The organism is Romboutsia lituseburensis DSM 797, from assembly GCF_900103615.1.
Taxonomy (GTDB): Bacteria; Bacillota; Clostridia; order Peptostreptococcales; family Peptostreptococcaceae; genus Romboutsia_F; species Romboutsia_F lituseburensis.
In genome coordinates this window covers 623249-637406 of the sequence record NZ_FNGW01000001.1, presented here as the reverse complement: position 1 = coordinate 637406, position 14158 = coordinate 623249, and the positions used below count along the sequence as shown (strand labels likewise).

Here is a 14158-nt window from a genome sequence, read left to right as displayed (position 1 = left end):
AAAGAGGAACAGGATTGGCATATAAAATATTAGGTAAATACTTATCAGATTTAAACAGAGACTTTATAAAACACATTGATATAAAATTACAAGAATATCAATTAACTCTTAATATGTGGCGTTGTATGATGTCTATACAAAAAAATAAAGAATGTAATTTAAAGGATATAGCTGAGCTATTAGGAGTAGACAGAGCTATCATAACTAGAAATATAAAAAAACTTGAAAGTTTAAATTATATTTCTAAAGAAAAAGCAAGTAATGATAATAGATTTTTTGATTTATGTGTTACAGAAGAAGGACTATCTATTCTTAATTCGATAAATGAATATCAATATAAATGGTATGAAAAAGTAACTAAAGATTTTAATAAACAAGAGTCAGAAGATTTAATTAATTTACTACAAAAACTTTGTAATAATATTTAGTAAAAAAATGTAATAAAATGACGTACGAAAAAAGGGTTAAAATGATTAAAAATGATTGATATAAATGAAATGTGATGATAAACTAAGAAATGTAAATGTATATATTATATGATAACTAAGTCATAAATGAGTAAGATTATGGGAAATCTCATAATCTATTTTTTTATGTATTTTTGTTAATATAAGCAAACTTTATAATTATGACTACTGGATTCACAGTTATTTCAAACTATATAATATAAAAACTGTATCTTAGCTTTATATTATATTCTAAGATACAGCCAATAACTAAAATATATATTTTTATTTATAAATACAACAATAGATTATTTTTTATTAATATCAACTAATTAATTAGCTCCTTTTTGATAAACTGCTATAAAAGCATCATCAAATCCAAGTTTTTTAAGCTCTTCTAATCTTTCTTCAGCATAAACTTTACTATTAAAAGAACCACAAACTACTCTGTAAAAAGTATCACTATTAACAACTGGAGGTTTAGTTTCAGGAAGACCAGGATTAGGTTTATATTCAACACCTAGATATTCACATATTCCCTTAGCGATACCAAGTGCTAAATCATCTTGTCTTTGAGTAAGAATCTTAGAATCTTCAGTATTATCAATAAAAGCCATTTCAATTAAACAAGCTCTCATATTACTATTTCTTAAAACATAAAAACTAGCAGTTTTAAGACCTCTATTTAAGGTATAAGCCTTAGTATTTAAAACTTGAGAATGAACCTTACTAGCTAAATTAGAAGTATTTGATTGATAAGAATAAGTTTCTATACCTTTAGCAATTCCATCAAAAGCGTTACAGTGTATGGAAATAAAACAGTCAGCCTTCCAATTATTTGCCATTGTAGTTCTATCATTAAGAGATAAAAATACATCATTATCCCTACTTAACTTAACTTCAAGGCCTTGTTTTTTTAGTAAAGACTCGACTTTTTTAGCAACTTGCAAATTTATATTTTTTTCAAGTAGATTATTAATTCCAACAGCACCACTATCACTACCACCATGTCCTGGATCTATAAAGACTTTTTTGCTCATATTAACACCTCATTTTAAATTTTAAATCAATACATTTTAATCAATAGTTAGAATATTAAAAAAATAATCTATTTTAATATATTGTGTAAATGATAAGTTTGTTACAAAAAGTTCAAAAATGTAACAAATTGTAGATAAAATTCATAATATAACTTGAAACTCTTCAAAGGAAGGATGATAATATGCAAAGTAGAAGTAGTGGCAATATGAAAGGCATAGATGTAAGTCATTGGGATGGTGAAATAAATTATAATACTGTAAAAGACCAAGGAATAAAAGTAGTTTATATAAAAGCAACTCAAGGTGAAACTTCAGTTGATACTTATTTTAAATCAAATGCAGTAAAAGCTAAGGAAGCTGGATTATTAGTTGGTTTTTATCATTTCTTAAATCCTAGTACAGAAGAGTCAGCTAAAAAACAAGCAGCTCACTTTGTGGAAACTATAAAACCATATCACTGCGACTGTAGGCTAGCATTAGATATGGAAGTTAATAAAGGTCTTAGTGCATCTACCATAACGAATCTTAGCAAAATATTTTTAGAAGAAGTAAAAAGACTTAGTGGGTTAGATGTTGTTATATATTCATATACAAGTTTTATAAAGGAAAATCTACAAAAAAGTTTAAATGTATATCCTTTATGGGTAGCACATTATGGAGTAAATACTCCTGGTAGCAATGGAGTATGGGATAGTTGGGTAGGATTCCAGTATTCAGAAAAAGGTCATGTTAGAGGTATCGGTACAGAATGTGATTTAAATGAATTTACACAAGGGATATTATTACCAATAAAAAAAGAACCAGTTAAACAACCTACAATTACTCCAGTACCAGCTCATAAGCCACAGTCAGATAAACAAAATCATGTAACGTATACAGTTAAAAAAGGAGATACACTTGATAAAATAGCAACTAAATATAATACTACAATAACCAATTTGGTAAAGCTTAATAATATAAAAAATCCAAATTTAATATTTGTAGGTCAAGTCATAAAGATAAAGTAAATTAAAAGAGTGAGTGAAGAAGTTTAATTAAACTTTTTCACTCACTTATTTATAATTATCTTAAATGAAATTGATCTCTTATTTCTAAGTAATAGTTAGCATATACTGTTTGTAAATATGGTCCAATGTATAAAAATCCTAGACCTAACGTTATAAATCCTAATAAAATCCATGGTATGAAAGTTATATATAACCATAAAGTTTTTAATAAATTACCCTTCATGTATAAGAAGCTATATTTCATAGAATTAAATATTTTGTAATCCATATCTAATATTAAATAAAGTGAGAATGATAAGTAAACTCCAATGAAAAATATAGCTGCATATATTAATACGCTACAAATTAAAATTAATACTATATTATCTTTAGCTATAATTGCACTTACAAATAATAATACAGTAGTGACTCCAAATATTAATATAGTATTTAAAAATGAAACTCCAAAAGCTCTTAAAAGCTTATTTCCTGGTATGTTTATATCCTTAACTTCATTGAATTTAGCTATATTTAAGTATAAATTAGTGCTGTATATTGAAACAACAACTAATAATAATCCAGCTATAAAACTTCCATTTTCAGTTGCATTAGCTATACCACTAAGTACTAGTGTAATGACAGTAAATAAAACTGGTAATTTCCAATTACTCTTAAATTGATTTTTTGATAAACTTTTAATTTCTGAAAAACTCTTCATAAATCCTCCCTATGTTATGTCTAGATAAAATTGAATTTAGTATATCATATAATAAATTTTATTTCAAAATATTTCGAAAATGAAATTATTTGATATACAAAATCTAAAATTTGGAATGTATTTTTTAATATATAATAAATTTTAGAAAATATCAATGAATTGTTAAGAATATGTAAAATAAATAAAATATAGTTGCAAAATATAACTCATGTGCGTATAATTGAAATATAAATTAAATAAGAATCCCTTGAAGGGGAGTAGCTTTCACTTACATATTAGTGATAATCAATCGTCATTCTCGGACTTTAAAATCCCGGTTGATTAGCAAGCAATAAACTTGTTAGCAAGACCTTCGAAGCAAACTATTAAAATTTGCTTTGGAGGTCTTTTTTATTTTATAAATCACATAGGGAAATAGTAGTTTTACAACGGCCGTTTAAACACCACGACTCCCATTAAATTTAAAATGGAGGTATATTATGTTTTACAAAAAAAGCATAGAAGAAGCAATAAGTAATCTAGGTAGTAATTTATCTGGAATATCGAAACAAGAAGCTAGTGAAAGATTAGAAAAGTACGGATACAATGAATTACAAGAAAAAGAAAAGACACCAACTTGGAAATTGTTCGTAGATAGTTTTAAGGATCCATTAGTAATAATCTTATTAATAGCTGCATTAGTTCAAGTATTTTTAGGTGAAGTTGTTGAATCATCAATAATATTTGCAGTATTAATATTAAACTCTATACTTGGAGTAGTTCAAACAAAGAAAGCAGAAGGTTCACTTGCTAGTTTAAAGCAATTATCTGTACCAAACGCAAAGGTAATTAGGAATAATACAAAACTTACAATACCATCAAGAGAATTAGTTCCAGGAGATATCGTAATTTTGGAAGCTGGGGATTATGTACCAGCAGATGGTAGAATAATAGAAGCTCAAACTTTAAAAGTTGTAGAAGGTATGCTTACAGGAGAATCAGAACCAGTATTAAAGCATGAAAATGTTATAGGTGAAGAGTGTGCTTTAGGTGATCAAAAGAATATGGTATTTAGCGGTTCTATGGTAGTTTATGGTAGAGCAACTTATTTAGTAACTGGATGTGGTATGAATACTGAAGTTGGTAAAATAGCTAACTTATTAGATAACGCAGAAAATAAAGAAACACCACTTCAACAAAAGCTTGATGTATTTGGTAAAAAGTTAGGTGTAGGTATCGTAGCATTAGCAGCTGTAATATTTGCAGTTCAAGTATTTAGAGGTGACAATGTAGTTGATTCATTTATGTTTGCAATAGCAATAGCAGTTGCAGCAATACCAGAAGCATTATCATCAATAGTTACAATAGTTTTAGCAGTTGGAACAAACACTATGGCTAAAAAACAAGCTATAATAAGAAAATTACCAGCAGTTGAAACATTAGGTTCTACAAGTGTTATATGTACAGATAAGACAGGTACACTTACACAAAATAAAATGACAGTAGTTAAGACTTATATGTATGGTGTTAAAGAAGCTAGCCTAGTAGATAATACAAGCGGTAGTGAAGCAGCAATAACTAGACATAATTCTTATCAAGAAGAAATGTTAACTTTAGCATCTGTACTTTGTAATGACTCAGATATAACTAAAGAAGGTGTAGAAATAGGTGACCCTACAGAAGTAGCACTTATAAACTACGCAACTAAAAATGATTTAAGTTACAAAGAAATAAGATTAAATAATGATAGATTAGCAGAATTACCATTTGATAGTGATAGAAAACTTATGTCAACTGTAAACAAAGTAGATAATGATGTATTTATGTTTACAAAAGGTGCTCCAGATGTAATATTTAGCAGATGTAAATATGCACTTGAAGATGGAGAATTAGTTGAAATAAATAACGACATAATAAGTGAATACAGAAAAATAAATGAAGAATTTTCAAATAAAGCACTAAGAGTTTTAGCATTTGCAAGTAAAAATGTTAAAAGTGAAACATTTGCACCAACATTAGATGATGAAGACGATTTAACATTAGTAGGTCTTATGGCAATGATAGACCCACCAAGAGATGAAGTTTATGAAGCTGTTAAAAATGCTAAAAAATCAGGTATAAAAACAGTTATGATAACAGGAGACCACAAAACAACAGCAGCAGCTATAGCTAAAGACATTGGAATAATGGTAGATGGCGATTTAGCTTTAACTGGTCAAGAATTAGATGCATTAACTGATGATCAGTTAGATAAAGATTTAGATCATATATCAGTTTATGCAAGAGTTTCACCAGAAAATAAAATAAGAATAGTAAAAGCATGGCAAAGAAAAGGTAAAGTATGTGCTATGACAGGAGATGGAGTAAATGATGCTCCAGCATTAAAACAAGCAGATATAGGTATAGGTATGGGAAGTGGTACAGAAGTTGCTAAAGATGCATCAGCTATGGTACTTCTTGATGATAACTTTGCTACAATAGTAAAAGCAGTAGAAGTTGGTAGAACAGTTTATGACAACATTAAAAAGTCTATAACTTATTTATTCTCAGGTAACTTAGGTGGAATAATTGCTATACTATTTGCAGTATTTGCAGATTGGGCAAATCCATTTACAACATTACAATTACTATTTATAAACTTAGTTACAGATTCACTTCCTGCAATAGCATTAGGACTTGAAAAACCTGAAAAAACTGTAATGAAAAATCCTCCAAGAGATCCTAAAGAAGGTATACTTGCAGGTGGTACTTTAAGAAGTGTATTAGTAAGAGGTAGTATAATAGGTATAGTTACTATAGTTGCTCAATATGTAGGTAACAAATACTCACCAGAATTAGGAACAGCAATGGCATTCTCTACACTTACTTTATCTAGAATAATACAAACATTTGCAGCTAGATCTAACAGTGAAACAGTATTCAAACTTGGATTTACAAGTAATAAATATGCTTTAGGTGCAGTAGTTATATGTTTAGGTATGTTTAGTTTAACATTATTACCATTTATGAGAGAAGTATTTGCTATACCAGAGTACTTTAGTTTACAAAACTTAGGAACATGTTTTGCATTAGCAGTAGTTGCTAGTTTAACAATGGAAGGTAGCAAACTTATAAAGAAAAATTAATAATAAATTATAATAAGGGTAGATAGATTTGCTTAGATGCAAATTTATCTACTTTTTTATGTCTATAAAAATTATATATTAACTATGGCCATTATAATTCCACGATTTAAAGGAGTATCAATATTGATACTCCTTTATTGTAGCTAATTTTTAATTAGATCATTCATTAACTCTAAATCAGATTTTATATTTTCTTTTTCACTATTACTTAAATTATATTCTTTTAATTTTGATTCAAATCGTCCTTTTATAGATTTAAGATTCACTAAAAAATAGTTTTTGTGAAATTTGATATCAGCTAGTTTATTGTTATATTTTTTATCCTTAATATTGTTAAATTTATTCAATAGGATAGATTCTTTTTCTAGTGATATTGATTTACCTGTATAATCGCTATAGCTAGAATGAATTAAATCAAATATAATGTATTTATCTAAATCGGTATATTCATATATTTTTTCAAAATTATTAAGTAAAATATCTGGATCAAAACATTGCTTTTCTTTATTTTTTTTAGTCCACAAATTATTAATTGTAAGAAATTCATTTAACTGATAATTCATGTTAGTTTGATATATAAATTCTCCGCATGGATTAATACCATAATCAAGAGAATCTACGTACTTAATTAATTTGATTTGTTTTATCAGATTATCTTTTTCAGGCATATTAGTATAAAAGCAGTTTACAAATCCGACTAATTGATAATTTTCATTTCCTAAAATTTCTTTTTTTTGTTGCTCATAATCACTTTTTGGTAATCCTTTTAATTCAGCATCAATTAATTTATTTCTTAAATTAATTAAGTCACTGGCATTCATATTTTTATATTCTTTAGTTTCATATTCCCATGTATGATTATATTTATCTTTACTATTGAAAGAGTTACATCCAACAAATATTAATAAAATTGAAATGCTCATAAGTGTAATAATTATTTTTTTCATAAATCACTCCTTATAAAAATTATATTTTAACTTTTCACGTATGATTTGCTGTTTCTTCTATATTTAGATTACAATAGTTATAAAAAATATAAATAGATTTGGAGTGAATAGTAGTTTTTCTGACCCGAGTGGCAATTTTTATGAATTTAAACTCTCTAATTGCATTATAAGTACTATACTTATCTTCATTTGCATTTACTAATAACAAAAAAACTAGAGTCATATTTGACACTAGTTTCTAAATTTTTATTCCATATATTTATAATCAAGTCTAAACATACCTATAACATTATTTTCGAATAACCAAAACTCTAAGCTCCATTGTTTATCTTTGTCTACATAGCCTATAACATCTGCACCTTGTTCGACCCTTTTATAATAATTTTTTCCGTAAGATTTAATTATTTGATTTTTATTATCACCAACATGTATTCCTCTAAATGTTTTTATATTTTCATCATCTATAATAAATCTAATTATTTTACTATCATCCTTATTTGTTGCTATCTCAATACCATCTGTTAAATTATAATAATTATACTTAGAATTATCGTTATCAGGAGTAAGTGAGTTTTCATACTTATTTTTTATCTTATAATCATCAATTGAATCACCTAAATATATTCCTTCTATATTTTCTTTACTTAAATTAATTGATTTAGCAATGTAAAATTTAAACTCTTTATCTTCTCTCAGAAACAAGGATAAAAATATAAAAACAAAAAGTACTAGAATTGAGGCAATTATAATTGATGATACGTTAATAATAAATTTATTTCTAATTAACATTCCTAATGTTAGCCCTAACAAACATACTAAAAACACAAAGCTAATTATTATGCACAATTTTTATACCTCCTTACATAGATATATATTGCTAATTTATATATCCTAATTAATCTAAAATAACTTTATAGGAGGAGCAGAGCCAGCCTCAGGAAGAAGATACACAAGTATTGTTAATACAATTTCTATGATACTTATTAATAATAATAAAACTTTATAGCTACAGTTATTTTTTAGCAACGGACGAAGTCGTTGGCAACAGGAGCGAAGCGACTTTTTTATATTCACTAAAATTAATGATAAGCTCAAGATGTTAATTATTGAACATATAGCAAAAGATAAATATATATTTAACCGATTAGAGAATATAAAAAATGTAAACAGATAAAAAACTTGTAGTAATAAAATCATATTTTTATTAAGAAACTATGCTTTTACTTACCATAGACATCTCTTTCATATCTAAAGAATGAAGATACGAAAATGATAAAAATAAATAAGAAACTGATAGTAATATAATCGCTAGTGATACTCCAAATGCTATTTTATCTATCTTTGTTGGGTTGTGAAATAAAGCCCAAGTACTCATAATCAATGAAGCAATAAGTGAGATTGAAATTAATAAGAATCCAACTGGTATAAGACCAAACGGTTCTACTAATGTACCGTCAGGAGCTACCTCAGACCCAATAATGCTAAATGCAATAAAGCATATAACTCCTAATATAAATGGTGTAATTGTAAATAAATATTTTTTCATAGTTTTATCATCCTTTTTTTATTTTTTAGATTTAATTCTTAACTAGTTATTGAATTTATATTAAGAGTATAACAATTTGTTTATTGTTTTTCAATATATTTTTATTGAAAAATATAAAATATTTTACGTAATGCAATAAAAAATGTTTGCATAAGAAACGGTGGTTAAGTGTAACAATAAAAAATACTCCTTATGAGCACATTTATATTTATAAGTTGGGTGCGGCATAGGAGTATTTTACTTACTTGTTTATGATGACGTAGTATTCCAGGAGTTTTTTGTTAAAATAAACATTCATACAATCCTAAAAGAACTATAATTATACCCGAAACTAACCCTCCATATTTTCCGAATATGTTAGACAAATAGCTGTTGCCAATTGATAAGCCTAAAATAAGGCTTAAAATAGTAAAAACAAATGTACATAAAGTATTAAGAAAAATGCTGATTCCAGCAATACTTGCGGCAATACCAATACCGAGATTGTTAATAGTAAGGGCTAGAGAAAGGGTTATAGATTCTTTTAATGTTAAGTCATCAGATTTGTTATTATTATCTATATAGCTACTATCTGTGTAGTATTTATAATTTTTAAAATAATCAAATATCATATAAATTCCTATAAATATAAGCATAAGTGCGCCTATAAAGGCTGCTGAATCAGCAGAAATAAATTCAGATATTTTAAGCCCAAAGTACATTGAAATAAATGTTCCACCTGTAGTAATAAATGTAATTAAAGATAAAGATAAAAAACTAAGTTTTACTTTTTTTATACCATAGGAAATTGCTACTGTTAAAGTATCTAGATTGGCTGATATGGAAAGTAGAATTGCTGCTATTAAACTCATGTTGCTTCCTCCTAAATCTAAAATATAATGTCTTATAATTTTATAGTATAAATAAATCGAAAAAAGGTGATATATTTTCAAAAACAAGTTGAAATTTTTTCAACTATACATCAACTTATTTGAAATTAATTACCATAAGTATCAACATTTAATAAATAATTTAATACATTATATAAATAAGAATAAAAATAGGAAGTGTTTTTATGGATAAAAACAATATTAATAATTATTCTATAACGAAAATCAGAGAGGCAATGAAAGCAAATAATATTAATAATAATCAATTAAGTGAACTTACATGTCTAGATAAATCAACTATATCAAGAATTTTAAATAATAAGCAAAAAATAAATATTAGTCATTTGCAAAAAATTTCATCTGCATTACAAATACCTCTACAGGAATTAATGGAGTTAGAGGGGTATGCACTAGAATATAAACCTCATAATAGAAACATTGATTTTAATTCAAATTTTGATAATTTAGATGATATATTAGAAATTGCATCGTTTATTGATTGTGAAAGCTTAGAGGCAAATGTTGAAAAAGAGTTAAATAAATATGAGCAGTACCTTCAGACACAAGAAGGTAAAGATTTGTTAGAAGGCCGCTTTTTAAAGAAGATAGAATCTATCAATTTTACAGGGGCATTTATTGAAAAGTTAAAGGATTTATATGAAATTTATATAAAAAGAGAGCGCGATATAGCTGATTTAATATTAATCGGAAGCGCATTATTATACTTTATAGTTTCTACAGATATAATACCAGATTTTATATTTCCTATAGGATTTTTAGATGATATGATTGCTATAAAATTAGTATTGGGCAAATTAAAATAATACGTATAAAAAAACAAACATTTGAATTTAAAATGTTTGTTTTTTATTTTATTTAATTATTAAATGACTTAAATAAAACATTATTTCTATACTCTAAAGGTGTATCTCTATTTAGTTTTTTACTTCTTTCAACTCTCATCATATTTAAAAAGTTAGTAAAAGTATAGCTAGTTTCTTTTTTTAAAACAGAGCAAAAATAACTCTTATTAACATTTAATAGAAAGAAAGTTTTAATTATATGAAGGAAGTAAAAAATATTAAAACAAAATAGTGGACTTACACAACTAAGTTTAGAAAGTTACTAAGAGGGTATATATTAAAATACAGTTGATAAATAAAAATAAATAGACACTAAAGGAGATTAACTATGGAAAATTTATTAAAAAATCAAAAAAGTATAATAATAAGTTCTTTAAATAAAAACAATGAACCAGCAATAAGTTATGCACCTTTTGTTATAGATAATAATGAAATATATATATACATTAGTAAAGCAGCAGATCATTACTATAATTTACTAGAAAATAAAAAATGTGCAGTAATGGCAATAGAAGATGAAAAAGAATGTAAAACAATATTTGCAAGAGAAAGAGTATCTTTCAACTGTGAAGCTGAAAAAATTAATGATAATTTAGAAAAAGTATTCAAATTATTCGATGAAGTACATGGTAGTCAAATGATGATGGTACTTAGGACTATGGACTTTGATTTATTTAAACTTACTATAAAAGACGGAAGATTAGTTAAAGGATTTGGCAAAGCTTATGATATTGAAATAGAAAATAATGAATTTAAGTTAAACCAAGTTCAAGGAACAGGACATTCAAATAAGTAAAATTTTTATAAAAATAACCTTATTCGGCTTGATTTTTAGTTAATCGGCCAGTAAGGTTATTTTTTTATACTTGAATATAATACAAATGAATGAAAATAAATATCAATAAAAATAAAAAAGTAGTTGAAAATGATTATTGATAGTGTTACTATATATTTGTAGTGATAATTAATATCAATTAATAATAACTGTTAATATAAATGGGGGAAATGAAATGACTGTACATGATTTAAAGATTGGTCAGAAAGCTATTATAAAAGTAATTAATTCTGATGAAAAAATTAAAAAAAGATTATTAGCATTAGGGTGCGTAGAAGGAACAGAAATACAAGTAAAAAAGGTAGCACCACTAAGCGATCCGATAGTAGTATCATTTAGAGGATTTGATATGGCAATAAGAAAACATACGGCAAAAAAAATACAGGTAAAAACATTAATTTAAGGGGGAAAAAAATGATAAATGTAGCATTACTAGGAAATCCAAACGTAGGAAAAACTACAATATTTAACGCTATCACTGGTTTGAATCAATATGTTGGTAACTGGCCAGGTGTAACTATAGAAAAAAGAGAAGGGCATTTTGGAAATGATATAAAAATAACTGATTTACCAGGAATATATGCAATGGATACTTTCTCAAATGAAGAAAAAATATCTAAAAACTTCATAGAAAAAGAACAAGTAGATGTAATAGTAAATGTTGTTGATGCATCCAATATATCAAGAAACTTATATTTAACAACTCAATTAATGAAATATAAAAAACCTATGGTTGTATTATTAAATATGATTGATAGTGCAGAATCTAAAGGAATCAAAATAAACATAGATAAAATACAAAATGAATTAGGCTGTATAGTTATACCTATGGTAGCGAAAAGAGGCGTAGATTTAGAAAATTTAAAACACGCTATAAAAACAGCTTATAAAAAGCCAACTACATATAAAGTATATTCTGAAGTAGAAAAAGAAACTTATTCTCAAATAGATGATATTTTAAAAAGAAGTACAAATATAGTTAATAATAAAAAGAAGACAATAAGTGAAAAAATAGATGATATTGTTTTAAATCCAATCTTAGCATACCCGATATTTATAGGACTTTTATACACTTTATTTAAATTTACATTTGAATGGGTAGGTGGGCCACTACAAGAGCTTAGTGGTGGATGGATAGAAACTTATATTCAAAGTCCGGTAAGTAATATGTTAGCAAACTCAAGTGACTGGTTCCATTCATTAATAGTAGATGGAGTAATTGGTAGTATGGGTGGAACTTTACCATTTTTCCCATTAATATTTACTTTATTCTTAGGAATAACTCTATTTGAAGATAGTGGATATATGGCAAGAATAGCATTCTTAATGGATAAAGTAATGAGTAAAGTTGGATTATCAGGAAAAGCATTTATACCAATGATTTTAGGTGTAGGATGTTCTTCACCAGCAATAATGGCTACTAGAACATTAGAAAATGAGCAAGATAGAAAAATAACTGCATTAATTGCACCTCTTATGACGTGTGGAGCTAAATTACCTATATATGCAATGTTTGTATCTATATTCTTCCCTAACAATCAACCCATAGTTATAATGTCTTTATATTTATTAGGTATTGTAGTTGCAATATTTGTAGCATTATTCTTAAATAAAACTCAAAAAAATAAAGAGCATGATCCGTTTATAATGGAATTACCTAAATATTCACTACCAACAGTATCTTCTTTATTAAAAAATACATGGCAAAAATCAAAAGGTTTCTTAGTAAAAGTAGTTACAATAATGTTTGCTATGTCTGTTGTAATATGGGCATTATCATCATTTAACTTTAGTGGATTTACAAGTGAAATAGACAATAGCTTCTTAGCTTATGCAGGAAATATTGTAGCACCATTATTTGCTCCACTTGGATTTGGAGATTGGAGAGCTGGTGTTTCTATAATTACAGGTTTATCAGCTAAAGAAGTAGTTGTAGCAACAATGGAAGTGTTATATGGGGATTTAAACTCTGTATTACCTACTTTATTTACAGGATTAAGTGCATATGGATTCTTAGTGTTTAGTGCATTATACACTCCATGTATAGCAGCACTTGCAACAATGCAAAAAGAATATGGAACTAAAATGGCAATATCATCATTTGTATATCAATTTGTATTAGCATGGGCGGGAGCTTTTTATGTTTATCAAATAGGAAGCTTATTTACAGTAGGATTTAACGGTACAAATCTTATAAACTTAGCAATTGGTACAACAGTAATATTTATAATACTAAGAGTTTTATATTCTAAACTTAAAACATTAAGTTTTAATGGAAAAGTAGAAGAATATGAAACATTAAAAATGAGCGTTTAAACATAAGTGTATTAAATTTTAAGGAGAGGATAAAGGTATGAGTATATTAATATTAGGTGGACATGAAGGAATGGAGAGAGAATATAAGCTTATGAGTAAGGAAAAGGGGTATAGATCAAAAATTTATACGACTATGCCATCTAAGTTGAAAAAAAGAATAGGAAATCCAGATGCAATAGTACTTTTAATGTCAACTATATCTCATAATATGGTTGAAACAGCATTAAAAGATGCTAAGCGTAAAAATATTCCTATTATAAAAGTCCAAAATAGTAGTAAGCAAGCTTTTATAGATTGTTTAGAGCAAATAGATACTTGCAATAAAAACTGTAAAAATTGTAAATACAAAAATAATATACAATAATTTATTCTAAGAGCTATCTTAAAATACCTCATTATAAGGTATTTTAAGGTAACTCTATTTTTATAAAAAAAAATAAAAATACAATAAAACACTCATGTACACATAAAAAATATTTAAGTTAAAA

Annotated in this window: 14 protein-coding genes; 8 read left to right on the top strand and 6 right to left on the bottom strand. The window is 26.4% G+C overall.

The features are described 5' to 3' along the window. Positions 1-14: 14 nt before the first annotated feature. Complete coding sequence (locus BLP75_RS02985) at positions 15-428, top strand: MarR family winged helix-turn-helix transcriptional regulator (protein WP_092722721.1); 414 nt, start codon at positions 15-17, stop codon at positions 426-428. Between the two features lie 350 nt (positions 429-778). Here BLP75_RS02985 and BLP75_RS02980 read toward each other — a convergent pair whose 3' ends face one another. Next, complete coding sequence (locus tag BLP75_RS02980) at positions 779-1486, bottom strand: N-acetylmuramoyl-L-alanine amidase (RefSeq protein WP_092722719.1); 708 nt, start codon at positions 1484-1486, stop codon at positions 779-781. 182 nt (positions 1487-1668) lie between these two features. Here BLP75_RS02980 and BLP75_RS02975 point away from each other — a divergent pair, with 182 nt between their 5' ends. After that, positions 1669-2493 carry a GH25 family lysozyme gene (locus BLP75_RS02975; RefSeq protein WP_092722717.1) on the top strand — a complete coding sequence of 275 codons (825 nt, stop codon included), beginning with the start codon at positions 1669-1671 and terminating at the stop codon, positions 2491-2493. Between the two features lie 55 nt (positions 2494-2548). Here the strand turns inward: BLP75_RS02975 and BLP75_RS02970 are convergent, their stop codons facing one another. After that, positions 2549-3190: a DUF975 family protein gene (locus BLP75_RS02970; RefSeq protein WP_092722715.1), complete on the bottom strand. Its 642-nt coding sequence runs from the start codon at positions 3188-3190 to the stop codon at positions 2549-2551. A gap of 479 nt (positions 3191-3669) precedes the next feature. Between BLP75_RS02970 and BLP75_RS02965 the strand changes: the two genes are divergently transcribed. Then, the gene (locus BLP75_RS02965) at positions 3670-6294 is read left to right on the top strand and encodes a cation-translocating P-type ATPase (RefSeq protein ID WP_092722713.1); all 2625 of its coding nucleotides are present in this window, start codon (positions 3670-3672) and stop codon (positions 6292-6294) included. 143 nt (positions 6295-6437) lie between these two features. Here the strand turns inward: BLP75_RS02965 and BLP75_RS02960 are convergent, their stop codons facing one another. The 4 genes from BLP75_RS02960 to BLP75_RS02945 form a co-directional block, all read right to left on the bottom strand. Continuing rightward, positions 6438-7241: a hypothetical protein gene (locus BLP75_RS02960; RefSeq protein WP_092722711.1), complete on the bottom strand. Its 804-nt coding sequence runs from the start codon at positions 7239-7241 to the stop codon at positions 6438-6440. 246 nt (positions 7242-7487) lie between these two features. Continuing rightward, the gene (locus BLP75_RS02955) at positions 7488-8087 is read right to left on the bottom strand and encodes a hypothetical protein (RefSeq protein WP_092722709.1); all 600 of its coding nucleotides are present in this window, start codon (positions 8085-8087) and stop codon (positions 7488-7490) included. Positions 8088-8445: 358 nt separating this feature from the next. Next, complete coding sequence (locus BLP75_RS02950) at positions 8446-8787, bottom strand: DUF3955 domain-containing protein (RefSeq protein ID WP_092722707.1); 342 nt, start codon at positions 8785-8787, stop codon at positions 8446-8448. A 281-nt stretch (positions 8788-9068) separates the two neighbouring features. Continuing rightward, on the bottom strand, positions 9069-9638 hold the full coding sequence (locus tag BLP75_RS02945; RefSeq protein WP_092722705.1) for a manganese efflux pump MntP: 570 nt from the start codon (positions 9636-9638) through the stop codon (positions 9069-9071). 203 nt (positions 9639-9841) lie between these two features. Here BLP75_RS02945 and BLP75_RS02940 point away from each other — a divergent pair, with 203 nt between their 5' ends. From BLP75_RS02940 to BLP75_RS02915, 5 genes are all read left to right on the top strand, one after another. Next, entirely contained in the window at positions 9842-10480 is a 639-nt protein-coding gene (locus BLP75_RS02940) for a helix-turn-helix domain-containing protein (RefSeq protein WP_092722703.1), read from the top strand. A 367-nt stretch (positions 10481-10847) separates the two neighbouring features. Beyond that, positions 10848-11315: a HugZ family pyridoxamine 5'-phosphate oxidase gene (locus tag BLP75_RS02930; RefSeq protein ID WP_092722701.1), complete on the top strand. Its 468-nt coding sequence runs from the start codon at positions 10848-10850 to the stop codon at positions 11313-11315. A 214-nt stretch (positions 11316-11529) separates the two neighbouring features. After that, on the top strand, positions 11530-11757 hold the full coding sequence (locus BLP75_RS02925) for a FeoA family protein (protein ID WP_092722699.1): 228 nt from the start codon (positions 11530-11532) through the stop codon (positions 11755-11757). A gap of 11 nt (positions 11758-11768) precedes the next feature. Further along, complete coding sequence (gene feoB / locus BLP75_RS02920) at positions 11769-13670, top strand: ferrous iron transport protein B (protein WP_092722697.1); 1902 nt, start codon at positions 11769-11771, stop codon at positions 13668-13670. A gap of 37 nt (positions 13671-13707) precedes the next feature. Next, on the top strand, positions 13708-14034 hold the full coding sequence (locus tag BLP75_RS02915; protein ID WP_092722695.1) for a DUF2325 domain-containing protein: 327 nt from the start codon (positions 13708-13710) through the stop codon (positions 14032-14034). Positions 14035-14158: the final 124 nt, after the last annotated feature.

Excerpts from the sequence above, each read along its gene's own strand:
- BLP75_RS02975 (WP_092722717.1), top strand. The coding sequence starts at position 1,669 with ATGCAAAGTAGAAGTAGTGGCAATATGAAAGGCATAGATGTAAGTCAT.
- BLP75_RS02980 (WP_092722719.1), bottom strand. The coding sequence starts at position 1,486 with ATGAGCAAAAAAGTCTTTATAGATCCAGGACATGGTGGTAGTGATAGT.
- BLP75_RS02915 (WP_092722695.1), top strand. The coding sequence starts at position 13,708 with ATGAGTATATTAATATTAGGTGGACATGAAGGAATGGAGAGAGAATAT.
- BLP75_RS02965 (WP_092722713.1), top strand. The coding sequence starts at position 3,670 with ATGTTTTACAAAAAAAGCATAGAAGAAGCAATAAGTAATCTAGGTAGT.
- BLP75_RS02940 (WP_092722703.1), top strand. The coding sequence starts at position 9,842 with ATGGATAAAAACAATATTAATAATTATTCTATAACGAAAATCAGAGAG.
- BLP75_RS02950 (WP_092722707.1), bottom strand. The coding sequence starts at position 8,787 with ATGAAAAAATATTTATTTACAATTACACCATTTATATTAGGAGTTATA.
- feoB (WP_092722697.1), top strand. The coding sequence starts at position 11,769 with ATGATAAATGTAGCATTACTAGGAAATCCAAACGTAGGAAAAACTACA.
- BLP75_RS02945 (WP_092722705.1), bottom strand. The coding sequence starts at position 9,638 with ATGAGTTTAATAGCAGCAATTCTACTTTCCATATCAGCCAATCTAGAT.
- BLP75_RS02930 (WP_092722701.1), top strand. The coding sequence starts at position 10,848 with ATGGAAAATTTATTAAAAAATCAAAAAAGTATAATAATAAGTTCTTTA.
- BLP75_RS02970 (WP_092722715.1), bottom strand. The coding sequence starts at position 3,190 with ATGAAGAGTTTTTCAGAAATTAAAAGTTTATCAAAAAATCAATTTAAG.
- BLP75_RS02925 (WP_092722699.1), top strand. The coding sequence starts at position 11,530 with ATGACTGTACATGATTTAAAGATTGGTCAGAAAGCTATTATAAAAGTA.
- BLP75_RS02960 (WP_092722711.1), bottom strand. The coding sequence starts at position 7,241 with ATGAAAAAAATAATTATTACACTTATGAGCATTTCAATTTTATTAATA.